At 39.4% G+C, this 23,067-nt stretch carries 19 protein-coding genes and 1 pseudogene; 14 read left to right on the forward strand and 6 right to left on the reverse strand.

Going from position 1 to position 23,067, the window contains the following annotated elements; translation table 11 throughout:
* Positions 1-3: 3 nt before the first annotated feature.
* The 10 genes and pseudogenes from HT689_RS04095 (at position 4) to HT689_RS04135 (ending at position 9,060) form a co-directional block, all read left to right on the forward strand.
* A complete protein-coding gene (locus HT689_RS04095) occupies positions 4-678 on the forward strand; it encodes a hypothetical protein (RefSeq protein WP_173226184.1) in 675 nt (224 codons plus the stop codon).
* 105 nt (positions 679-783) lie between these two features.
* Positions 784-972, forward strand: a complete 189-nt coding sequence (rpmB, locus tag HT689_RS04100) for a 50S ribosomal protein L28 (RefSeq protein ID WP_001140948.1) — start codon at positions 784-786, stop codon at positions 970-972.
* A 154-nt stretch (positions 973-1,126) separates the two neighbouring features.
* Positions 1,127-1,492, forward strand: coding sequence for an Asp23/Gls24 family envelope stress response protein (locus tag HT689_RS04105; RefSeq protein ID WP_050089938.1), 366 nt, complete (start codon positions 1,127-1,129; stop codon positions 1,490-1,492).
* Between the two features lie 2 nt (positions 1,493-1,494).
* Positions 1,495-3,162: a DAK2 domain-containing protein gene (locus tag HT689_RS04110; protein WP_173226186.1), complete on the forward strand. Its 1,668-nt coding sequence runs from the start codon at positions 1,495-1,497 to the stop codon at positions 3,160-3,162.
* Positions 3,163-3,361: 199 nt separating this feature from the next.
* Positions 3,362-5,062 carry an acetolactate synthase large subunit gene (locus HT689_RS04115; RefSeq protein ID WP_033682350.1) on the forward strand — a complete coding sequence of 567 codons (1,701 nt, stop codon included), beginning with the start codon at positions 3,362-3,364 and terminating at the stop codon, positions 5,060-5,062.
* A complete protein-coding gene (gene ilvN, locus HT689_RS04120) occupies positions 5,055-5,531 on the forward strand; it encodes an acetolactate synthase small subunit (protein WP_001253803.1) in 477 nt (158 codons plus the stop codon). The genes HT689_RS04115 and ilvN overlap by 8 nt, the downstream gene beginning before the upstream one ends.
* A gap of 168 nt (positions 5,532-5,699) precedes the next feature.
* Complete coding sequence (gene ilvC, locus HT689_RS04125) at positions 5,700-6,722, forward strand: ketol-acid reductoisomerase (RefSeq protein ID WP_000290683.1); 1,023 nt, start codon at positions 5,700-5,702, stop codon at positions 6,720-6,722.
* Positions 6,723-6,836: 114 nt separating this feature from the next.
* Positions 6,837-8,087, forward strand: coding sequence for a threonine ammonia-lyase IlvA (ilvA, locus tag HT689_RS04130; RefSeq protein WP_000952975.1), 1,251 nt, complete (start codon positions 6,837-6,839; stop codon positions 8,085-8,087).
* Positions 8,088-8,624: 537 nt separating this feature from the next.
* Positions 8,625-8,738, forward strand: a pseudogene (locus HT689_RS09720) (SPFH domain-containing protein); the annotation flags it as partial.
* A gap of 106 nt (positions 8,739-8,844) precedes the next feature.
* Positions 8,845-9,060: a hypothetical protein gene (locus HT689_RS04135; RefSeq protein WP_001130036.1), complete on the forward strand. Its 216-nt coding sequence runs from the start codon at positions 8,845-8,847 to the stop codon at positions 9,058-9,060.
* Positions 9,061-9,166: 106 nt separating this feature from the next.
* Here HT689_RS04135 and HT689_RS04140 read toward each other — a convergent pair whose 3' ends face one another.
* Entirely contained in the window at positions 9,167-9,907 is a 741-nt protein-coding gene (locus HT689_RS04140; RefSeq protein WP_000189477.1) for an amino acid ABC transporter ATP-binding protein, read from the reverse strand.
* Positions 9,907-11,472, reverse strand: coding sequence for an ABC transporter substrate-binding protein/permease (locus HT689_RS04145; RefSeq protein WP_101785466.1), 1,566 nt, complete (start codon positions 11,470-11,472; stop codon positions 9,907-9,909). The genes HT689_RS04140 and HT689_RS04145 overlap by 1 nt, the downstream gene beginning before the upstream one ends.
* A 138-nt stretch (positions 11,473-11,610) precedes the next feature.
* On the opposite strand from HT689_RS04145, the gene HT689_RS04150 reads away from it, so the two are divergent.
* Together HT689_RS04150 and HT689_RS04155 are read left to right on the forward strand one after the other, a co-directional pair.
* Entirely contained in the window at positions 11,611-13,500 is a 1,890-nt protein-coding gene (locus HT689_RS04150) for a DUF2207 domain-containing protein (protein WP_173226188.1), read from the forward strand.
* A 60-nt stretch (positions 13,501-13,560) separates the two neighbouring features.
* Positions 13,561-14,406: an undecaprenyl-diphosphate phosphatase gene (locus HT689_RS04155; protein WP_173226190.1), complete on the forward strand. Its 846-nt coding sequence runs from the start codon at positions 13,561-13,563 to the stop codon at positions 14,404-14,406.
* Between the two features lie 147 nt (positions 14,407-14,553).
* On the opposite strand, the gene dinB is transcribed toward HT689_RS04155, so the two are convergent.
* A complete protein-coding gene (gene dinB, locus HT689_RS04160) occupies positions 14,554-15,615 on the reverse strand; it encodes a DNA polymerase IV (protein WP_173226192.1) in 1,062 nt (353 codons plus the stop codon).
* Between the two features lie 237 nt (positions 15,616-15,852).
* Between dinB and pflB the strand changes: the two genes are divergently transcribed.
* Positions 15,853-18,177 carry a formate C-acetyltransferase gene (gene pflB, locus HT689_RS04165; RefSeq protein WP_173226194.1) on the forward strand — a complete coding sequence of 775 codons (2,325 nt, stop codon included), beginning with the start codon at positions 15,853-15,855 and terminating at the stop codon, positions 18,175-18,177.
* 263 nt (positions 18,178-18,440) lie between these two features.
* Here the strand turns inward: pflB and HT689_RS04170 are convergent, their stop codons facing one another.
* From HT689_RS04170 to HT689_RS04180, 3 genes are all read right to left on the reverse strand, one after another.
* Positions 18,441-18,998 carry a DUF6036 family nucleotidyltransferase gene (locus tag HT689_RS04170; RefSeq protein WP_000359824.1) on the reverse strand — a complete coding sequence of 186 codons (558 nt, stop codon included), beginning with the start codon at positions 18,996-18,998 and terminating at the stop codon, positions 18,441-18,443.
* The gene (locus HT689_RS04175) at positions 18,991-19,275 is read right to left on the reverse strand and encodes a hypothetical protein (protein WP_050259685.1); all 285 of its coding nucleotides are present in this window, start codon (positions 19,273-19,275) and stop codon (positions 18,991-18,993) included. The genes HT689_RS04170 and HT689_RS04175 overlap by 8 nt, the downstream gene beginning before the upstream one ends.
* Positions 19,276-20,353: 1,078 nt before the next feature.
* The gene (locus HT689_RS04180) at positions 20,354-21,577 is read right to left on the reverse strand and encodes an ROK family transcriptional regulator (RefSeq protein WP_173226196.1); all 1,224 of its coding nucleotides are present in this window, start codon (positions 21,575-21,577) and stop codon (positions 20,354-20,356) included.
* Between the two features lie 167 nt (positions 21,578-21,744).
* Between HT689_RS04180 and HT689_RS04185 the strand changes: the two genes are divergently transcribed.
* Positions 21,745-23,067: a PTS sugar transporter subunit IIC gene (locus HT689_RS04185; protein WP_173226198.1), complete on the forward strand. Its 1,323-nt coding sequence runs from the start codon at positions 21,745-21,747 to the stop codon at positions 23,065-23,067.

Consider the following 23,067-nt stretch of genomic DNA (forward strand, 5'->3'; position numbering starts at 1 on the left):
AAGATGAAAAAGAAAGCATTTGGTATTGTGTTGCTTATTTTGGCGGCTTTAATATTATTACAGGGGAATTTTGGGATCCCTTCTCTTGGAGGGCACATTTGGCCCTTGCTTGGTATTGCATTTTTTGCCTATCAATCAGTTGAAGCTTTGCTTCGTCGTCATCTGACATCAGCAGTTTTTACAACTTTTGTAGCTCTCATGATTGCTAATCATTTTTATGACATTTTACCGATTCCAAATCAGACGCTAATCTGGGCAGGAGTTCTAATTGTTCTCGGAGTAAACATGCTGACTTATTCTAACAGAACTTGGAATGGAAAAAAATGGTGGTATGATGGTAAAAAGACCATTCTGACAGACAAGGAAGTTGCTTTTGGAAGTGGGACTTTCTATAAACAAGATCAAGATCTTGTAGACGACCAAGTAGAAGTTGCTTTTGGAAATGCAAAAATCTACTATGACAATGCAGAGATGTTGGGTGATTTTGCTACTCTGGATATCGAAGTTGCTTTTGGAAATGCAACCGTCTATGTTCCACAACACTGGCGTGTCGATTTGAAAGTAGAAACATCCTTTGGTGCAGCCAAGGCGGACGCTCCTGTAGCTCCAACAAGCAAAACCTTGATTATTCGCGGGGAAGTGGCCTTTGGGAAGTTAGGAATTGTCTACGTTAAATAAAAAAATCTTCCAATTCCCTTGCAAAAATGAAGAAAGTGTGATAACATAGTACGGTATGTGGTGCTAGCACATCCGCTATATTAGATCTAATAGGAGGAAAACACAATGGCTAAAGTATGTTACTTTACAGGTCGTAAGACTGTATCAGGAAACAACCGTTCACACGCGATGAACCAAACAAAACGTGCCGTAAAACCAAACCTTCAAAAAGTTACTGTTCTTATCGATGGTAAACCTAAAAAAGTTTGGGCTTCAGCTCGTGCTTTGAAATCAGGTAAAGTTGAACGCGTTTAATAATAAAAGCAAGGAGACCTCAGGGTCTTTTTCTTTTGTCATAGCGAAAAAATCATTTTAAAAGCAGAGTAAATATCCGCTGATACAGTATTCTGCTTTTACACTTGGGCTGAAATATGATAAAATAGAGTATCAACTAGTTGAGGTAAAAAGGATGACTGTAAAAATCAATACAAAAGATGGTCAAATCGAACTAACAGATGAAGTAATTGCAACTGTCGTAGGCGGTGCAACAACTGAGATTTTTGGTGTGGTCGGTATGGCTAGTAAAAATGCCCTCAAAGATAATTTCCAAGCCCTTCTAGGTAAGGAAAATTATTCTAAAGGTGTCGTCGTAAAGGCAGCCGAAGATGGCAGCATTGCAGTTGATGTGTATACCGTGTTGAGCTACGGAACAAAGATTAGTGAAGTGTCAAAAAACATTCAAGAGCGTGTTGCCTTTAGCTTGGAAAACCAGCTTGGAATTACTGCTCAGACTGTAAATGTCTACATTCAAAATATCAAAGTTGTAGGAGAATAACCGTGTCAAAAATTACTACTAGCTTATTTCAAGAAATGGTGCAGGCTGCATCAACTCGCTTGAATAAGCAAGCTGAATATGTCAATTCATTAAACGTCTTCCCTGTTCCAGATGGAGATACTGGAACAAACATGGGGATGACCATTGAAAATGGTGCTAAAGAAGTTGCAGACAAGCCAGCTTCTACAGTTGGAGAGGTAGCGAGCATTCTTGCCAAAGGGCTTTTGATGGGTGCGCGTGGGAACTCAGGTGTTATTACGTCTCAGCTTTTCCGTGGATTTTCACAAGCCATCAAGGATAAAGACGAGTTAACAGGTCAAGACTTGGCCCTTGCTTTCCAATCAGGTGTGGAAGTTGCCTATAAGGCAGTTATGAAACCAGTTGAAGGAACGATTTTGACAGTTTCTCGTGGGGCTGCTATCGGTGCTAAGAAAAAAGCTGAGCAAACCAATGACGCTGTTGAAGTCATGCGCGCAGCCTTGGAAGGTGCTAAAACAGCTCTAGCTAAAACACCAGACATGCTTCCAGTCTTGAAAGAAGTTGGTGTTGTGGACTCAGGTGGTCAAGGATTGGTCTTCATCTACGAAGGTTTCCTTTCAGCCCTTACTGGCGAATATATTGCATCTGAGGATTTTGTAGCGACTCCGGCCAACATGAGTGAGATGATCAATGCAGAGCATCATAAGTCTGTGGCTGGTCACGTAGCGACTGAGGATATAACGTTTGGTTACTGTACTGAAATCATGGTAGCTCTTAAGCAAGGTCCAACCTATGCTAAAGATTTTGACTACGATGAATTCCGTAACTACTTGAATGAGCTTGGGGATTCTCTCCTTGTTGTCAATGATGATGAAATTGTCAAAGTTCATGTCCATACAGAAGATCCAGGACTTGTTATGCAAGAAGGTCTCAAATATGGTAGCTTGGTAAAGGTAAAAGTTGACAATATGCGTAACCAACACGAAGCACAGGTTGAGAAAGAAGCTACTCAAGTTAGCAAGCCTGCTGAAGAAAAAGAGTATGCTTTGATTGCTGTAGTGGCTGGTAAAGGTCTAGCAGATATATTCCGTTCTCAAGGTGTGGATTATGTTATCGAAGGTGGTCAAACTATGAACCCTTCAACTGAAGACTTTATCAAGGCTGTTGAACAGGTCAACGCTCGTAACATCATCTTCCTGCCAAACAACAAAAACATCTTCATGGCAGCTCAATCTGCAGCAGAAGTTTTGGAGCAACCAGCAGTAGTGGTAGAAGCTCGTACTCTTCCTCAAGGTTTGACAAGTCTTCTTGCCTTTGATCCAAGCAAGTCCATCGAAGAAAACCAAGAGCGTATGACAGCTGCTCTTAGCGATGTTGTTAGTGGAAGCGTCACAACAGCCGTTCGTGATACAACCATTGATGGCTTAGAAATCCATGAAAATGATAATCTAGGTATGGTGGATGGAAAAATTCTCGTGTCAAACCCTGACATGCACCAAACCTTGACAGAAACTTTGAAACATATGTTGGATGAAGATAGTGAAATCGTAACCTTCTATGTCGGTGAAGACGGAAGCGAAGAACTTGCCAATGAAATTGCTCAAGAAATCGCAGAAGAATTCGAAGACGTTGAAGTCGAGATTCACCAAGGTCAACAACCTGTTTACCCATACCTATTTAGTGTGGAATAAGATTAATGAAGGACTGAGAAATCAGTTCTTTTTTCTTTTTAAATAATGAAATCGGTATCTTTTAAATAAAAACCAAAATAACATTCATAAATAAACGTTAAAATAGAAAATTCAGAAAATTTCTTCTTTTGTCTTGAAAATTTTTGAAAAAATGGTATGATAGTAACAAGTTATTTTTAAGAGGAAAGAAAGGGGAACAATGGAGAAAATCAGTTTAGAATCTCCTAAGACGGGGTCGGACCTAGTTTTGGAAACACTTCGTGATTTAGGAATTGATACCATCTTTGGTTATCCTGGTGGTGCGGTCTTGCCTTTTTATGATGCGATATATAATTTTAAAGGCATTCGCCACATTCTAGGGCGCCATGAGCAAGGTTGTTTGCATGAAGCTGAAGGTTATGCCAAATCAACTGGAAAGTTGGGTGTTGCCGTCGTCACTAGTGGACCAGGAGCAACAAATGCCATTACAGGGATTGCAGATGCCATGAGCGATAGCGTTCCCCTTTTGGTCTTTACAGGTCAGGTGGCGCGAGCAGGGATTGGGAAGGATGCCTTTCAGGAGGCAGATATCGTGGGAATTACCATGCCAATCACTAAGTACAATTACCAAGTTCGTGAGACGGCTGATATTCCGCGTATCATTACGGAAGCTGTCCATATTGCAACTACAGGTCGACCAGGGCCAGTTGTCATTGACCTGCCTAAAGATGTATCTGCTTTAGAAACAGACTTCATCTATTCACCAGAAGTGAACCTACCAAGCTATCAGCCAACTCTTGAGCCAAATGATATGCAAATCAAGAAAATCTTGAAGCAATTATCCAAGGCTAAAAAGCCAGTCTTGTTAGCTGGTGGTGGGATTAGTTATGCTGAAGCGGCCGCAGAATTAAATGAATTTGCAGAACGCTATCAAATTCCAGTGGTAACCAGTCTCTTAGGGCAAGGTACGATTGCAACGAGTCACCCACTCTTCCTTGGAATGGGAGGCATGCACGGGTCATTCGCAGCTAATATTGCCATGACGGAAGCGGACTTTATGATTAGTATTGGTTGTCGTTTCGATGACCGTTTGACAGGAAATCCAAAGACTTTTGCTAAGAATGCTAAGGTTGCCCACATTGATATTGACCCAGCCGAGATTGGCAAGATTATCAGTGCAGATATTCCTGTTGTTGGAGATGCTAAGAAGGCCTTGCAAATGTTGCTGGCCGAACCAACAGTTCATAATAATACTGAGAAATGGATTGAGAAAGTCACTAAAGACAAGAACCGTGTTCGTTCTTATGATAAGAAAGAGCGTGTGGTTCAACCGCAAGCAGTTATTGAACGAATTGGTGAGTTGACTAATGGAGATGCCATTGTGGTAACAGACGTTGGTCAACACCAAATGTGGACAGCTCAGTATTATCCCTACCAAAATGAACGTCAGTTAGTGACTTCAGGTGGTTTGGGAACGATGGGATTTGGAATTCCAGCAGCAATCGGTGCTAAAATTGCTAACCCAGATAAGGAAGTAGTCTTGTTTGTTGGGGATGGTGGTTTCCAAATGACCAACCAGGAATTGGCTATTTTGAACATTTATAAGGTGCCAATCAAGGTGGTTATGCTGAACAACCACTCACTTGGAATGGTTCGCCAATGGCAGGAATCCTTCTATGAAGGTAGAACATCTGAGTCAGTCTTTGATACTCTTCCCGATTTCCAATTGATGGCACAAGCTTACGGTATTAAAAACTATAAATTTGACAATCCTGAGACCTTGGCTCAAGACCTTGAAGTCATCACTGAGAATGTTCCTATGCTAATCGAGGTAGATATTTCTCGTAAGGAACAGGTGTTACCAATGGTACCAGCTGGTAAGAGTAATCATGAGATGTTGGGGGTGAAGTTCCATGCGTAGAATGTTAACAGCAAAACTACAAAATCGTTCAGGAGTCCTCAATCGCTTTACCGGTGTCCTGTCTCGCCGTCAGGTTAATATCGAAAGTATCTCTGTTGGAGCAACAGAAGATCCGAATGTATCGCGTATCACCATTATTATTGATGTTGCTTCACATGATGAAGTGGAGCAAATCATCAAGCAACTCAATCGTCAGATTGATGTGATTCGCATTCGTGATATTACGGATAAACCACACTTGGAGCGCGAGGTGATTTTGGTGAAGATGTCAGCGCCAGCTGAGAAGCGTGCTGAGATTCTAGCGATTATTCAACCTTTCCGTGCAACAGTGGTAGACGTAGCACCAAGCTCGATTACCATTCAGATGACAGGAAATGCTGAAAAGAGTGAAGCTCTATTGCGAGTCATTCGACCATACGGTATTCGCAATATTGCTCGAACGGGTGCAACTGGATTTACCCGTGATTAACACTCTTCGAAAATCTCTTCAAATCACGTCAGCTTTGCCTTGCCGTACTCAAGTACAGCCTGCGGCTAGCTTCCTAATTTGCTCTTTGATTTTCATTGAGTATAAAAATATTTTAAATTTGTTAAACCAGCCTAAAAGGCAATAAATAATAGAAAAGAGAGAAAAACTATGGCAGTTCAAATGGAATACGAAAAAGATGTTAAAGTAGCAGCACTTGATGGTAAAAAAATCGCCGTTATCGGTTATGGTTCGCAAGGACATGCGCATGCTCAAAACTTGCGTGATTCAGGTCGCGATGTCATCATCGGTGTACGTCCAGGTAAATCTTTTGACAAAGCAAAAGAAGATGGATTTGACACTTACACAGTAGCAGAAGCTACTAAATTGGCTGACGTTATCATGATTTTGGCACCAGACGAAATCCAACAAGAATTGTACGAAGCAGAAATCGCTCCAAACTTGGAAGCTGGAAATGCAGTTGGATTTGCCCATGGTTTCAACATCCACTTTGAATTTATCAAAGTTCCTGCAGATGTAGATGTCTTCATGTGTGCTCCTAAAGGACCAGGACACTTGGTACGTCGTACTTATGAAGAAGGATTTGGTGTTCCAGCTCTTTATGCAGTATACCAAGATGCAACAGGAAATGCGAAAAACATTGCTATGGACTGGTGTAAAGGTGTTGGAGCAGCTCGTGTAGGTCTTCTTGAAACAACTTATAAAGAAGAAACTGAAGAAGATTTGTTTGGTGAACAAGCTGTACTTTGTGGTGGTTTGACTGCCCTTATCGAAGCAGGTTTCGAAGTCTTGACAGAAGCAGGCTACGCTCCAGAATTGGCATACTTTGAAGTTCTTCACGAAATGAAATTGATCGTTGACTTGATCTACGAAGGTGGATTCAAGAAAATGCGTCAATCAATTTCAAACACTGCTGAGTACGGTGACTATGTATCAGGTCCACGTGTAATCACTGAACAAGTTAAAGAAAATATGAAGGCTGTCTTGGCAGACATTCAAAATGGTAAATTTGCAAATGACTTTGTAAATGACTATAAAGCTGGACGTCCAAAATTGACTGCTTACCGTGAACAAGCAGCTAACCTTGAAATTGAAAAAGTTGGTGCAGAATTGCGTAAAGCAATGCCATTCGTTGGTAAAAACGACGATGATGCATTTAAAATCTATAACTAATTGATAGAAATTAAGGTGAAGGCGAGTTGGGGGACTAACTCGCTTTTATAATCAATTCATCTCACTTTTAAGGGGATGGATTGCGATAAGTATGAAATAGTCTAGGAGAAAAAGATGTTAAGTTCAAAAGATATAATCAAGGCTCACAAGGTCTTGAATGGTGTGGTTGTGAATACCCCACTGGATTACGACCATTATTTATCGGAGAAGTATGGTGCTAAGATTTATTTGAAAAAGGAAAATGCCCAACGTGTTCGTTCTTTTAAAATTCGTGGTGCCTATTATGCTATTTCTCAGCTCAGCAAGGAAGAGCGTGAGCGTGGGGTAGTCTGTGCCTCTGCGGGAAATCATGCGCAGGGAGTAGCCTATACCTGTAATGAAATGAAAATTCCTGCTACTATTTTTATGCCCATTACTACTCCGCAACAAAAGATTGGTCAAGTTCGCTTTTTTGGTGGGGATTTCGTAACCATTAAACTAGTTGGAGATACCTTTGATGCCTCAGCTAAAGCAGCTCAAGAATTTACAGTCTCTGAAAATCGTACCTTTATTGATCCCTTTGATGATGCTCATGTCCAAGCAGGTCAAGGAACAGTTGCTTATGAGATTTTAGAAGAAGCTCGAAAAGAATCGATTGATTTTGATGCTGTCTTGGTTCCTGTTGGTGGTGGCGGTCTCATTGCTGGGGTTTCTACCTATATCAAGGAAACAAGTCCAGAGATTGAAGTCATTGGGGTAGAGGCGAATGGAGCGCGTTCTATGAAGGCTGCTTTTGAGGCTGGAGGTCCAGTCAAACTCAAGGAAATTGATAAATTTGCGGATGGGATTGCTGTGCAAAAGGTAGGACAGTTGACCTATGAGGCAACTCGTCAACATGTTCAAACTTTGGTAGGTGTCGATGAGGGATTGATTTCTGAAACCTTGATTGACCTCTACTCTAAGCAAGGGATTGTTGCAGAACCTGCTGGAGCAGCTAGTATCGCATCTCTAGAGGTTTTGGCTGAATATATCAAAGGGAAAACCATTTGTTGTATCATTTCTGGAGGAAATAATGATATCAACCGTATGCCAGAAATGGAAGAACGTGCCTTGATTTATGATGGCATCAAGCATTACTTTGTGGTCAATTTTCCACAGCGTCCAGGTGCTCTGCGTGAGTTTGTAAATGATATCCTGGGGCCAAATGATGATATCACACGTTTTGAGTATATCAAACGAGCTAGCAAGGGAACAGGCCCAGTCTTAATTGGGATCGCTTTAGCAGATAAGCATGATTATGCAGGTTTGATCCGTAGAATGGAAGGTTTTGATCCGGCTTATATTAACTTAAATGGGAATGAAACGCTTTATAATATGCTTGTCTGAGGACTAATAAAAAAATATCATATTATTTGCACAACTGATGTATAGGTGCTATAATGAAGATGAAGAAAGGGGGCGATTCCTATGGTTTTAGGAAGCTTATCGTGCAATTCTTACTTCTGTTCATTATAGCATTTATGATGTTTGGCTCAGATTTCCATCCTTCATTTTGATTTCCCGTCTATTTTGAAAAGTAAACTCACACGGTCTTTAAGATGTGATTTGATTTCTTTTTATTGACAAATATACCATATTAAAAGGATATATAAGTAATTGACTGAGCTTATCTGTCTTGTTATCTTTATTAAGGATGGTTTAGAGAATCAGGTGTTTGGTTTTAAGTTAGCACCTCAATATCCAAATGCGTGATGAGTTTGAATAATATAAGGAATAGCTATCTATCAGATGATTTATTGAGGAAGAAAGATAGGAGTTCTTGAGCTAGTGAAGGCTTTGATTTCTAAGGGTTAGGGCTGTCATCTTCAGTTCTTAAATCGAAGAAATAAGCTATCTTACGGAAATAGGGAAGCATTTTTTAAAAGCTTGAATAATTTTGTACCTCAAGAGGGTAATAATACAATATTTTTATTAGCAAATATTTATGGTGTAGAGGTTAGCAAAACCTATATATTATCGGCTTTAAAAAGGAAGTAAGAAAATTCTGAACTAATTATTTTCGTTGAATATATGTTTTTTTATTGACAAAAGTAGTAAAAACGTATACAATTAAATATTATAAAGAAGAAAATAGGAGAAAAACATGGCTAAGTCAAACTTTGAAAAAGTAGAATCAGTTGTTGGCTGGGTTCGTGATAAGAAAATCACAGGCTACCGTATCTCTAAAGAAACGAATGCGCGTGAAATGTCTATCATTGCTCTGGCGCAGGGTCGTGCAAAAGTAAAGAATATTTCATTTGAAACAGCCCTAGGCTTAATTGATTTCTATGAAAAAAATCATGAAAAATTTGAAGATTAATCTTTGGATACCGGCGGATTCTTGACCCTCAAGTAGTAGAGATAGAGAATCTGCCTTTTCGTTTTGAACAGCAAAAAGACTGCACGGTTGATGCAGCCTTTTCTTTTTATTTGAGATAGCGTTGAAGGAACTCTTTTGTACGGTCTTCTTTAGGATTGGTGAAGAGGTCTTCTGGTTTACCTTCTTCAGCAATCACACCTTTATCCATAAAGATAACACGGTGAGAGACATCACGAGCGAATTCCATTTCATGGGTTACGACAATCATGGTCAAGCCTTCCTGAGCTAGGTCCTGCATGATTTTGAGGACTTCTCCAACCATTTCTGGATCGAGAGCTGATGTTGGTTCATCAAAGAGAATAGCGTCCGGATTCATGGAGAGGGCACGAGCGATGGCCACACGTTGTTTTTGACCACCTGAGAGTTGTTTTGGTTTGGCTTGCCAGTAGCGTTCTCCCATGCCGACTTTTTCCAAGTTTTCTTTGGCAATCTTTTCAGCTTCTGTGCGTTCGCGTTTAAGGACAGTTGTCTGAGCGACGATTGTGTTTTCAAGAACGTTGAGATTTTCAAAGAGGTTAAAGGATTGGAACACCATCCCCAACTTTTCACGGTATTGCGTGAGGTCATAGCCTTTTTCGAGGACGTTTTGTCCATGATAAAGGATTTGTCCATCAGTTGGTGTTTCAAGTAGGTTAATGGAGCGTAGGAAGGTCGATTTCCCGCTTCCAGAGCTTCCGATGATAGAGATAACTTCTCCCTTGTGGACAGTGAGAGAAATGTCTTTTAGCACTTCGTTTTGTCCATAGGATTTTTTGAGGTGTTTAATTTCAAGGATTGCTTGGGTCATTATTTCAAATCCTCCGTTTGCATTTGGTTAGCACCTGTCGTATAGGTATCCATGTCCATTCGGCGTTCGATGAAGCGTAGGATACGTGTTACGGTGAAGGTGAGGACAAAGTAAATCACGGCGATGATTGTAAATGTCTGGAAGTATTGATAGGTTTGCGTTGCCACGGTATTTCCTGAGAAATAAAGTTCGACAACAGAGATAACGTTCAATACAGATGTATCTTTGATATTGATGACAAATTCATTACCAGTTGCTGGTAGGATATTGCGGACAACCTGAGGTAGGACAATCTTACGCATGGTTTGGTTATGAGTCATACCAAGAGCAGTCGCAGCTTCAAATTGTCCCTTGTCAACTGCTAGGATACCACCGCGGACGATTTCAGTCATGTAGGCACCGGTGTTGATCGAAACGATGAAGATAGCAGCTAGTGTACGGTCAAGGTTGATTCCGAAAGCTTGGGCAGTTCCATAGTAGATAACCATCGATTGAACGATCATTGGCGTACCACGGAAAATTTCAATGTAGACATTGAGGATCCAGCCGACTAGTTTTTGTAGGCCATAAATGGCTTTATTTTCAGAGAGAGGAGCAGTACGGAAGACACCAATGGCAAGTCCAATAATGAGACCTGTGATGGTTCCGACAATAGAGATTAAAAGAGTGATACCAGCACCACGCAAGAGTTGTTGCCAGTTTTCAGAAAGAATTTTAGTGACTTGGCTAAAGAAACTACTGCTAGTCTCTTCAGTTGTTGTAGCTTCGGCAGGTTGTTCCTTGATCATACGATCCATCAAGGCAACTTGATCGTCCTTTGAAATGGTTTCAATGCTGGCATTGATTTGGCTAATACGATTGTCATCTTTACGAAGTCCAATGGCGATAGCTGTATCTTCTTCCCCAGTTTTGAAACCTGGTTCTACTTGGACCATCTTGAACTTAGAGTTCGCAGCTTCAGCAGTCAGAGCTTCTGGGCGTTCAGAAACATAGGCATCGATGACACCAGCCTCAAGAGCTTGGCGCATTTGAGCGAAGTCTCCCATGGCTGTTTCTTTTTTAGCACCTGGGATTTGTGCAATCAAGTCATAAAGGTAGACACCTTGTTGAGAAGTGATTTTCGCACCATTAAAGTCATCTAAAGATTTAGCATTTGCGTAGGCAGAATCTTTTTTGACTAGTAGAACTGGTTCGCTAGTGTAGTAACTGCTTGAAAAGGCAATTTCTTGTTTGCGTTCGGCAGTTGGACTCATACCTGCGATAATCATGTCAATCTTACCAGAAGTAAGGGCAGGAACTAGACCTTCCCACTTGGTTTTAACAACCAAAGGTTCTTTGCCTAAGTCCTTAGCGATTTTCTTGGCAATTTGGACATCGTATCCGTTAGCATACTGGTTAGTCCCATCGATTTTGACAGCCCCATTGCTATCATCGTCCTGGGTCCAGTTAAAGGGAGCATATGCTGCTTCCATTCCGATGCGTAAATATTCATCGGCTTGGGCAACATTGACAAGTCCTAGCATCAGCAAGAGACTTGTGAAAATAGATAAGTATATTTTTCTCATGATTTCTCCTATTTCTAATCTATTAAAAAATAACTGTCTCCTATTTTATCGAAAAAAACTCTATTTTTCAATATAGGTAAGCCCTTACTTGAGAAAAAATGATATAATGATAGCAAAGATAAAAAAGGGGCTTAGTTGATGAAAAAAACTTTTTTCTTACTGATGTTTGGCTTGTTTTGCCTTCTGCCATTTTCTGTTTTCGCCATTGATTTCAAGATAAACTCTTATCAAGGGGATTTGTATATTCATGCAGATAATACGGCAGAATTTAGACAGAAGATAGTTTATCAGTTTGAGGAGGACTTTAAGGGGCAAATCGTGGGACTGGGACGTGCTGGCAAGATGCCTAGTGGATTTGACATTGACCCTCATCCAAAGGTTCAGGCATCGAAAAATGGTGCTGAACTAGCAGACGTTACTAGCGAAGTGATAGAAGGCGCAGATGGTTATACTGTTAAAGTTTATAATCCAGGTCAGGAGGGTGACACAGTTGAAGTTGACCTTGTCTGGAATTTAAAGAACTTGCTTTTTCTTTATGAAGATATCGCTGAATTAAATTGGCAACCTTTAACAGACAGTTCAGGGGCTATTGGAAAGTTTGAATTTCATGTAAGGGGAGAAAAGGAGGCTGAAAAACTCTACTTCCATACAGGGAAACTCTTTAAAGAAGGAACGATTGAAAAGAGTAACCTTGATTATACTATTCGTTTAGATAATCTTCCGTCTAAGCGTGGAGTTGAATTGCATGCCTATTGGCCTCGAACTGATTTTGCTAGCGCTACGGATCAGGGCTTGAAAGGAAATCGTTTAGAAGAGTTTAATAAGATAGAAGACTCGATTGTTAGAGAAAAAGATCAGAGTATGCAGCTCGTCACTTGGGTGTTTCCTTTGATACTTTCCATTTCCTTGTTATTGAGTGTCTGCTTCTATTTTATTTATAGAAGAAAGACCACTCCTTCAGTCAAATATGCCAAAAATCATCGTCTCTATGAGCCACCAATGGAATTAGAACCAATGGTTTTATCGGAGGCTATTTACTCGACCTCCTTGGAGGAAGTGAGTCCCTTAGTCAAGGGGGCTGGCAAATTTACCTTTGACCAACTTATTCAAGCTACCTTGCTAGATGTGATAGACCGTGGGAATGTTTCTATTATTTCAGAAGGAGATGCAGTTGGCTTGAGACTGGTGAAAGAAGATGGCTTGTCAAGTTTTGAGATAGACTGTCTAAATCTGGCCTTTTCAGGCAAAAAAGAAGCAACTCTTTCCAATTTGTTTGCGGATTACAAGGTATCTGATAGTCTTTATCGTAGAGCAAAAGCCTCTGATGAAAAACGGATTCAAGCAAAGGGGCTTCAACTCAAATCTTCTTTTGAAGAAGTATTGAACCAGATGCAAGAAGGAGTGAGAAAACGAGTTTCCTTCTGGGGGCTCCCAGATTATTATCGTCCTTTAACTGGTGGGGAAAAGGCCTTGCAAGTGGGTATGGGACTCTCTACTATCTTGCCTTTATTTATCGGATTTGGTTTGTTCTTGTACAGTTTGGATGTTTATGGCTATCTTTACCTCCCCTTGCCAATACTTGGTTTTCTAGGTTTGGTTTTGGCTGTTTTCTATTATTGGAAGCTTCGTCTAGATAATCGTGATGGTGTCCTAAATGAAGCAGGGGCAGAAGTCTACTATCTCTGGACCAGTTTTGAAAATATGTTGCGTGAGATTGCACGATTGGATCAGGCTGAATTGGAAAGTATTGTGGTCTGGAATCGCCTCTTGGTCTATGCGACTTTATTTGGCTATGCGGACAAGGTCAGCCATTTGATGAAGGTTCATCATATCCAAGTGGAAAATCCAGATATCAACCTCTATGTAGCTTATGGTTGGCATAGTATGTTTTATCATTCAAGTGCGCAAATGAGCCATTATGCCAGCGTCGCAAACACAGCAAGTACCTATTCCGTATCTTCTGGAAGTGGAAGTTCTGGCGGTGGCTTCTCTGGAGGAGGAGGCGGTGGCAGTATCGGTGCCTTTTAAAGAGAACTGCCATATACTGAAAAAGTATGCTATAATGGAAGATAGAAAAAGGAGTAATCTATGTATCTTATTGAAATTTTAAAATCTATCTTCTTCGGGATTGTTGAAGGAATTACGGAATGGTTGCCGATTTCGAGTACAGGTCACTTGATTTTAGCAGAGGAGTTTATCCAATACCAAAATCAAAATGAAGCCTTTATGTCCATGTTTAATGTCGTGATTCAGCTTGGTGCTATTTTAGCGGTTATGGTCATTTACTTTAACAAGCTCAATCCTTTCAAATCGACTAAGGATAAGCAGGAAGTTCGTAAGACTTGGAGACTGTGGTTGAAGGTCTTGGTTGCCACTTTGCCTTTACTTGCCGTCTTTAAATTTGATGATTGGTTTGATACCCACTTCCATAACATGGTTTCTGTTGCTCTCATGTTGATTATCTACGGGATTGCCTTTATCTATTTGGAAAAGCGCAATAAAGCGCGTGCTATCGAGCCAAGTGTAACAGAGTTGGACAAGCTTCCTTATACGACAGCCTTCTATATCGGTCTCTTCCAAGTTCTTGCCCTTTTACCAGGAACTAGCCGTTCTGGAGCAACGATTGTCGGCGGTTTATTGAATGGAACTAGTCGTTCTGTTGTGACAGAATTTACCTTCTATCTTGGAATTCCTGTTATGTTTGGAGCTAGTGCACTAAAGATTTTCAAATTTGTAAAAGCAGGACAACTCTTGAGCTTTGGGCAATTATTCTTGCTCTTGGTTGCGATGGGAGTAGCTTTTGCAGTCAGCATGGTGGCTATTCGTTTCTTGACAAGCTATGTGAAAAAACACGACTTTACCCTTTTTGGTAAATACCGCATCGTACTTGGTAGCATCTTATTGCTTTATAGCTTTGTCCGATTATTTGTATAAGAAAAAACCTTGAAGGGCCAACTCTTCAAGGTTTTATACTCTTAGAAAATCTCTTCAAACCGCGTCAGCTTTATCTGCAACCTCAAAACAGTGTTTTGAGCAGCCTGCGGCTAGCTTCCTAGTTTGCTCTTTGATTTTCATTGAGCATTAAAATCCAGTCATGGTAATCCCCAACAGGCGGACACCTCTTTCTTTCTCGCTTAACTCTTCATAGAGTTGCAGGGCGATTTGGCTTATCTGACTAGCATCCTGTGTTTTTTGAGCCAGACTTTTTCGTTTAGTGAGAGTTGAAAAGTCTTCGTAGCGGATTTTCAGAATGACAATTTTTCCAGCTTTTTCTTGTTGACTGAGATTGAGAGCGACTCGTTCTGATAGAAGAGTCAGCTCTTTTTTGATGTCTTCCTCGGCACGGAGAATCTTCCCGTAGGTTTTCTCCTTGCCGATTGATTTACGGATGCGATTGGATTTGACTGGGGAATTGTGAATGCCACGAGCCTTTCGATACAGCTCATAGCCCAGTCTGCCAAAGCGGTCTATTAGGGTCACTTCAGGAACTTCAAGTAGGTCAGCGCCAGTAAAAACACCCATGTGATGAAGCCGTTCCACCGTCTTTTTTCCTACTCCATGAAACTTGGTTACGTCCATTTGTTTGAGAAAATCCTCAGCCTGATCAGGTAGAATTACTGTCAAACCATGTGGTTTTTGATAATCGCTCGCCATTTTAGCTAAGAACTTGTTATAAGAAACGCCCGCGGAAGCAGTTAGATGGAGTTCTTGCCAGATATCTTTTTGAATGAGGCGAGCGATTTTGACCGCTGACTTGATACCGAGTTTATTTTCTGTTACATCCAAATAGGCTTCGTCAATGCTCATGGGTTCAATCAAATCTGTATAGCGCTTAAAAATCGCTCGAATCTGGAGTCCCACAGACTTGTATTTCTCATAATTTCCTGAGATAAAAACGGCCTGGGGACAACGCTCATAGGCTTCCTTGGAACTCATGGCAGAATGGACACCAAAAGCTCGTGCCTCATAGCTACAGGTAGAAACGACTCCCCGCCCACCTGTTTGCCGAGGGTCGCTTCCGATAATGACAGGTTTTCCTCTGAGTTTAGGATTATCTCTGATTTCTACCGCAGCAAAAAAGGCATCCATGTCAATATGGATGATTTTTCTTGACAAATCATTTAACAAAGGAAAAATCAACATACCTATCCTCTTTTTACCGCTTATTCTCTTTTATTATACTCTTTTTTCTGAAAAAAGGAAAAGAGGCTTTATTTTTTTCAAAAATATAATACAGTTTGAAATAAAATGTAGACTGTTTTAGAAAAGAAAGTGTAAAAATAGGGAATTTTCACTTGTTGAAATCGGTTACTGTGTGGTATACTTGTCTCATAAATGTAACAGATGGTTGTTACTAGAAAGAAAAAAGAGGACATTAACATGGTTGTTAAAACAGTTGTTGAAGCACAAGATATTTTTGACAAAGCTTGGGAAGGCTTCAAAGGCGTAGATTGGAAAGAAAAAGCAAGTGTATCACGCTTTGTACAAGCTAACTACACACCTTACGATGGAGACGAAAGCTTCCTTGCAGGACCAACAGAACGTTCACTTCACATCAAAAAAATTGTAGAAGAAACGAAGGCTAACTACGAAGAAACTCGTTTCCCAATGGACACTCGTCCAACATCTATCGCTGACATTCCAGCAGGATTTATCGACAAAGAAAACGAAGTTATCTTCGGTATCCAAAACGATGAACTCTTCAAATTGAACTTCATGCCAAAAGGTGGTATCCGTATGGCTGAAACTACTTTGAAAGAAAATGGATACGAACCAGACCCAGCTGTTCACGAAATCTTTACTAAATACGTAACAACAGTTAACGACGGTATCTTCCGTGCCTACACTTCAAACATCCGTCGCGCTCGTCACGCTCACACTGTAACTGGTCTTCCAGATGCATACTCACGTGGACGTATCATCGGTGTTTACGCACGTCTTGCTCTTTACGGTGCAGACTACTTGATGCAAGAAAAAGTAAACGACTGGAACGCAATCGAAGAAATCGATGAAGAAACAATCCGTCTTCGTGAAGAAATCAACCTTCAATATCAAGCATTGCAACAAGTTGTTCGCTTGGGTGACCTTTATGGGGTTGATGTTCGCAAACCAGCGATGAACGTTAAAGAAGCTATCCAATGGGTTAACATCGCCTTCATGTCTGTCTGCCGTGTTATCAACGGTGCTGCTACATCCCTAGGACGTGTGCCAATCGTATTGGACATCTTTGCGGAACGTGACCTTGCTCGTGGTACATTTACGGAATCAGAAATCCAAGAATTCGTTGATGATTTCGTTATGAAACTTCGTACAGTTAAATTTGCTCGTACAAAAGCTTACGACCAATTGTACTCAGGTGACCCAACATTCATCACAACTTCTATGGCTGGTATGGGTAACGACGGTCGTCACCGTGTTACTAAGATGGACTACCGTTTCTTGAACACACTTGACAACATCGGTAACTCTCCGGAACCAAACTTGACAGTTCTTTGGACTGATAAATTGCCATACAACTTCCGTCGCTACTGTATGCACATGAGCCACAAACACTCTTCAATCCAATACGAAGGTGTAACAACAATGGCTAAAGACGGATATGGTGAAATGAGTTGTATCTCATGCTGTGTGTCTCCACTTGACCCAGAAAATGAAGAACAACGCCACAACATCCAGTACTTCGGTGCGCGTGTAAACGTATTGAAAGCCCTTCTTACTGGTTTGAACGGTGGTTACGACGATGTTCACAAAGACTACAAAGTATTTGACATCGAACCAATCCGTGACGAAGTTCTTGAATTTGAATCAGTTAAAGCTAACTTTGAAAAATCTCTTGACTGGTTGACTGACACTTACGTAGATGCTTTGAATATCATCCACTACATGACTGATAAGTACAACTACGAAGCTGTTCAAATGGCCTTCTTGCCAACTAAACAACGCGCTAACATGGGATTCGGTATCTGTGGATTTGCCAACACTGTTGACACATTGTCAGCTATCAAATACGCTACAGTTAAACCAATCCGTGATGAAAATGGCTATATCTACGATTACGAAACAATCGGTGAATACCCACGTTGGGGTGAAGATGACCCACGTTCAAACGAATTGGCAGAATGGTTGATCGAAGCTTACACAACTCGTCTACGTAGCCACAAACTTTACAAAGACGCTGAAGCTACAGTATCACTTTTGACAATCACATCTAACGTTGCTTACTCTAAACAAACTGGTAACTCACCAGTCCACAAAGGTGTATACCTCAACGAAGATGGTTCTGTGAACTTGTCTAAACTTGAATTCTTCTCACCAGGTGCTAACCCATCTAACAAAGCTAAAGGTGGCTGGTTGCAAAACTTGAACTCACTTTCTAGCCTTGACTTTAGTTATGCAGCTGATGGTATCTCATTGACTACTCAAGTTTCACCTCGCGCTCTTGGTAAGACTCGTGACGAACAAGTTGATAACTTGGTAACAATCCTTGATGGTTACTTCGAAAACGGTGGACAACACGTTAACTTGAACGTTATGGACTTGAACGATGTTTACGAAAAGATTATGTCTGGTGAAGATGTTATCGTACGTATCTCTGGATACTGTGTAAACACTAAATACCTCACTCCAGAACAAAAAACTGAATTGACACAACGTGTCTTCCACGAAGTTCTTTCAATGGATGATGCCTTGGATGCGTTGAGCTAATCAAGTTCTTGAATAATGAAATACGGAACCCTCGGTCAGTCGACTGAGGGTTTTGTGTTTGGGATAGTGTGAGCAATTCCTTCGGCGCAATATGCAATGTTTTTGGAAAGGAATAGTGGACCGAATCTGAAATAGCCCGCTGAAACGACTCAAATAGTGCTAGAAATTGACTGGAATTCTCTAAGCGATTTGTTCAGTTTTTATTTCATTTCATCATAAAAATAAGACGACTGGCTAATTGACAATCATCTTGTTTGATACTGTTAATAAAATTCGCGAAGTTTATCTTGATTTTCTTTAAAAAATTTTTCTAACCAATCCATACCATAAGCATAACTAAAACCTTCTAAGAGAACAGAGAGGTCAATAGTATCAAATCCCATGTCTTTTAAATATTTAAAGGTATCGAATGGTGAATGAAAGTTTTTGTATTTAATAATTGCACCAATATCTTTCAAATCCTGCTCCCTGATACTCATCATCTTCATTCCTAACACATACTCAATAGGGACTACTAAAACGGTCAGATTCTCAAATGAGTACAAGGATTCACATAAACTTAAGGGAGGTTGTTTGTTCATATTTGCAACATGATTGTTGAGCCATAACTCTTCGTGGGTGTTAAGATTAAACTGTTTTCCTACACGAGCAATAATTTCATTGATTTTCTGATTTTGGTCATAAAAAGCATCAACATCTTGTGTGGCACGTAAACCATGATATTCTAAGACATAACCACCGACACAGATAATTGTTAAAGTCAGATTTTCCTGAATTAATTCCTTATTTAGGGCTTGGAAGACCGGTTTCATTTTATCCATGCTTGTATTTCTCCATCAATTTTTGAACATTGGTTAACTTAGCAGGTTTATTTAATGAAATCACATATTTATGAGTTGGAGTATGCTCTTGAAAGGCATACTTCAAGCTAATTTTTTGAAAATGAGTTAGTTCTTTGGAGTCTAGCAACTTTTCTACATCTTGGTTTGTTAAATAAGAATAGTCTTCAAAAATAACTTTTCGCAAATAGCGAAACCAATGGCTTGCGTTGAATTGTGATTGTTTGGATGCCTGTATCATATAATCGTACCAATCCATTGTCTTCCTCCTATGAAATTTAGTTTATCTTATTGTAGTTTATATTCAAAAATGTAGTTTTTCTTAATTAGCTCGTATCTATAGGATGATACTGAAAATTATCTTGTTGCTTTAAATCACAATCGAAAAATTCTGTTTTTCATCTTAGAAAAGAGTGTTTAGAAATGTAAAATGAACCTTTTTTCTTATCCGAAAACCTTACTAAAGTATATAATTTAGGAAGTCAATTCTGTATGATAATGTTTGTACTATCGTCGAGTTTTTGCTTGATTGCCTAACGAGATAAATTTTAGAAGAATTTTCGGTGTGATTTGACAAGCTTCTGACTGGAAGGATAGTTACACTAGTATTGTTCATTAAAATGAGGAGATAGAGAAAATTTGGAATCCATTTGCTTATTATCAATCGTTTTTTTAGCTTATTTGTCTTAGATTGGTATAGAACTGATTTATGGATTGATCCTCTTGTATCTTATCCCGTTCCTAAATATGTTGGTAGAAAAATGAAGCAGTTGTTACGAGTGTCTGTATTGGGAAAAATTTTGTCTATACAATTCTTTAAATGATATGAAGGCTAGGAATGCCAACACACTGACATATTTCGTTTGAATCTCATCCAATCCCTATACTTGTATTTGTAGAAATGCTATCAGTAATACATTCGCGAATACTATGATTTACAACAGTGTGGTCGTACATCTTTGTAAGTTTATTATACAACAACCATTTACAGGTGTAAAGTTGAGCAGTGTCTTTAGTAAATTTAGGGACTTGTTTTGTCACAGTTTTGATACCTGTATTCGTTGTTTCATGAGCATTTAACGTTCCTCTTCATGTAGGCATTTCAACAATTAGAATGATATTTTTCCGAGGATGAACTTATATATTGTGACTTTTTAGAGTTATGATGCCTCTTGATTTGACTACCGCTATCAATTTCATCCACTTTTACAGTTTCATGCAACATAGCGAGAAGGCGGTTTCCTATATGGAAGTCGTCTTGTTTTCATATTGTCTAAATACGAGATATTTACTACAGGTTATAGTTGATTTAAACAAGTCTATAGATTTCTAATATATTAAGGTGAAATAATATCTTGTAATACATTGCTATGTTCTATGAAAAAAGCGACGATAGCTAATGCACAAGCTCCTATACTTCCACGATGTTTGTTGTAAGGTAAAATTTCAATTTCTATATTACGAGTAAAGGGAACGAAGTGGAGCTGATCTTGGATTTTATCCCTGACTTCATGAGTGAAAGGTTGATAATTAAGCAATTGACTGTTGATATAGATTTTATCAGCAGGATTGATGAGGAGAAGATTTGCAATAGAAGTGGCCAATAAATTGACTCCTTTATCAATTTGTTGGCGTAAAGCGGAGTCGCCTAAGTTGTAAGCTGTTAAAAGGGTATCTAAATGAATGTCTTTTTCAGTCTTTACAAGGCTTTTTAGTACAGTTAGTTGGGAATTTTTAAATAATAATTGGGCATGTTTGATTAACCAAGCATCCGAAATATATGTTTGTAAACAACCTTTTTTTCCGCATTCACAATATTGCCCATTCAATTCGACAATGGTGTGTCCAATTTCTCCGATATAAGGATTTTTAGAGGCTCCTATTTTTTCTTTTGTGAAAAAGGAAGTGTAAATACCTAATCCAGCGTGTAGGAAAATAAAGTTATCGGGGGTATTGTGTGGATTAAAAAGGTATTGTCCTATAGCCATACAATCAATATTATTTTTTACAATAAAAGGAAAATTGAAATCTTTAATTACATTTAATAAATTAAAAGATTCCCATATGGGGTTGTTTGTAATGATGCTTCCGGAGTCTTTGTTATAATGTCCAGGTATTGATAAGCCAAATCCAAGTAATTTTGTCTCCAAAGGGACATACTCTATAGCTGTTTTTATCATATTGGTAATGGTGGAATTGATTTCTGAAATAGGATAATCTTCATTCAAAATTTCTGCCTCGAAAAGAGTTTTCCCTTGTAAGTCACATAGACTGAGAAAGATACCTAAGACATTTATTTCAATACCTCCAACAACATACGGAATATTATCTGTGATAGAAATAGTTTTTCTACGTCTTCCGGATCCGGAAAACTCGCTAAATTCATCACCAGTTTCGTATATGAGGGACTGTTCACTTAGCTCTTTTATGATGTTAGTCGTTGTTGCTGGAGTAAGTCCTGTTTCATTAACAATATCTGTACGGGATGTTGCTGGATTTCGATATAGAAACTCCAGTATAGTGGCTCTATTTTGTAAAAAGGCTGATTGTTTTGTAATCATTTGTTTCCTCCTTTGGTTTATTTTATATTAAACATAAGAAAAAATCAATTAAAATTATTATTCTATACAAAGAAAAAAATATTGTAAAAACAGTAAAAAATATATTGACAACGCTTTCTGTTAGTGGTATATTTAATTTATAAAAAATAAAAAAAGGAGTTCCGGTGATGAACAATATTTTAGCGTTTTTAGAAACAAAAGTCGCTCCGTTTGGTGAAAAAGTTGGCAACCAACGGCATTTGAAAGCTATTCGTGAAGGATTTATGATGGCAATGCCTTTGATTTTAGTCGGCTCTTTATTTCTTATTCTAATCAGTTGGCCTCAAGAGGCTTTTACAAATTGGCTGAATAGTGTTGGATTGCTAAGTATCTTGACAACTATGAATCAGTCAACAGTAGCGATTATCTCCTTGGTCGCTTGTTTCGGTATTGCCTACAGGTTGTCGGAAGGATATGGTACAGATGGTCCATCGGCAGGGATCATAGCCTTATCCAGTTTTGTATTGATGGCACCTCGTTTTTCGAGTATGGTTTATGATAAAAATGGAGAGCAGGTCAAGCAGTTATTTGGCGGCGCAATACCATTTTCTAGCCTGAATGCATCTTCTTTGTTTATGGCGATTACCATTGGATTGGTTACAGCAGAGATTTATCGTATGTTTATCCAGCGCGGAATTACGATAAAAATGCCAAGTGGTGTCCCAGATGTAGTAAGTAAATCATTTTCAGCTCTTTTACCTGGTTTTACTACTTTTGTTTTGTGGGCTTTGGTCTTAAAAGGTCTTGAAGCGGCAGGAGTTGCAGGAGGTCTCAACGGACTCCTAGGTGCAATTGTTGGAACACCGCTTAAGTTAATTGCAGGAACGCTTCCAGGTATGATTCTATGTGTTATTGTAAACTCATTCTTTTGGTTCTGTGGAGTTAATGGGGGACAAGTTTTAAATGCTTTTGTAGACCCAGTTTGGTTACAATTTACTACAGAAAACCAAGAAGCTGTGGCTGCAGGACAAACACTCCAACACATTATTACATTACCGTTTAAAGATTTATTTGTATTTATTGGTGGCGGTGGAGCTACTATTGGTCTTGCGATTTGTCTCTTCCTATTTAGTAAGAGTCGTGCTAATAAAACATTAGGTAAGCTAGCTATTATACCGTCTATCTTTAATATCAATACAGCTATTCTATTTACGTTTCCAACGGTTTTAAATCCGATTATGCTGATTCCGTTTATTGCTACTCCTACAATCAATGCCTTAATTACCTATGTATCAATGGCTGTAGGATTAGTACCTTATACAACAGGTGTAATCCTTCCGTGGACAATGCCACCGATCATAGGAGGATTCCTTGCGACAGGGGCTAGTTGGCGAGGAGCTCTATTACAAGTTGTGTTAATTTTGGTTTCTGTGGCAATTTATTATCCATTCTTCAAAATTGCAGATAAACGCAATCTTGAAAAAGAAAAAGCTACTGTTGGAGGGGAATAA

This window comes from Streptococcus sp. 2342, assembly GCF_013276795.1.
GTDB lineage: Bacteria > Bacillota > Bacilli > Lactobacillales > Streptococcaceae > Streptococcus.

What these genes read in the sequence shown, in the direction of transcription:
- HT689_RS04095 (WP_173226184.1), top strand. Translation starts at nt 4, where the DNA reads ATGAAAAAGAAAGCATTTGGTATTGTGTTGCTTATTTTGGCGGCTTTA.
- rpmB (WP_001140948.1), top strand. Translation starts at nt 784, where the DNA reads ATGGCTAAAGTATGTTACTTTACAGGTCGTAAGACTGTATCAGGAAAC.
- HT689_RS04105 (WP_050089938.1), top strand. Translation starts at nt 1,127, where the DNA reads ATGACTGTAAAAATCAATACAAAAGATGGTCAAATCGAACTAACAGAT.
- HT689_RS04115 (WP_033682350.1), top strand. Translation starts at nt 3,362, where the DNA reads ATGGAGAAAATCAGTTTAGAATCTCCTAAGACGGGGTCGGACCTAGTT.
- ilvN (WP_001253803.1), top strand. Translation starts at nt 5,055, where the DNA reads ATGCGTAGAATGTTAACAGCAAAACTACAAAATCGTTCAGGAGTCCTC.
- ilvC (WP_000290683.1), top strand. Translation starts at nt 5,700, where the DNA reads ATGGCAGTTCAAATGGAATACGAAAAAGATGTTAAAGTAGCAGCACTT.
- ilvA (WP_000952975.1), top strand. Translation starts at nt 6,837, where the DNA reads ATGTTAAGTTCAAAAGATATAATCAAGGCTCACAAGGTCTTGAATGGT.
- HT689_RS04135 (WP_001130036.1), top strand. Translation starts at nt 8,845, where the DNA reads ATGGCTAAGTCAAACTTTGAAAAAGTAGAATCAGTTGTTGGCTGGGTT.
- HT689_RS04140 (WP_000189477.1), bottom strand. Translation starts at nt 9,907, where the DNA reads ATGACCCAAGCAATCCTTGAAATTAAACACCTCAAAAAATCCTATGGA.
- HT689_RS04145 (WP_101785466.1), bottom strand. Translation starts at nt 11,472, where the DNA reads ATGAGAAAAATATACTTATCTATTTTCACAAGTCTCTTGCTGATGCTA.
- HT689_RS04150 (WP_173226188.1), top strand. Translation starts at nt 11,611, where the DNA reads ATGAAAAAAACTTTTTTCTTACTGATGTTTGGCTTGTTTTGCCTTCTG.
- HT689_RS04155 (WP_173226190.1), top strand. Translation starts at nt 13,561, where the DNA reads ATGTATCTTATTGAAATTTTAAAATCTATCTTCTTCGGGATTGTTGAA.
- dinB (WP_173226192.1), bottom strand. Translation starts at nt 15,615, where the DNA reads ATGTTGATTTTTCCTTTGTTAAATGATTTGTCAAGAAAAATCATCCAT.
- pflB (WP_173226194.1), top strand. Translation starts at nt 15,853, where the DNA reads ATGGTTGTTAAAACAGTTGTTGAAGCACAAGATATTTTTGACAAAGCT.
- HT689_RS04170 (WP_000359824.1), bottom strand. Translation starts at nt 18,998, where the DNA reads ATGGATAAAATGAAACCGGTCTTCCAAGCCCTAAATAAGGAATTAATT.
- HT689_RS04175 (WP_050259685.1), bottom strand. Translation starts at nt 19,275, where the DNA reads ATGGATTGGTACGATTATATGATACAGGCATCCAAACAATCACAATTC.
- HT689_RS04180 (WP_173226196.1), bottom strand. Translation starts at nt 21,577, where the DNA reads ATGATTACAAAACAATCAGCCTTTTTACAAAATAGAGCCACTATACTG.
- HT689_RS04185 (WP_173226198.1), top strand. Translation starts at nt 21,745, where the DNA reads ATGAACAATATTTTAGCGTTTTTAGAAACAAAAGTCGCTCCGTTTGGT.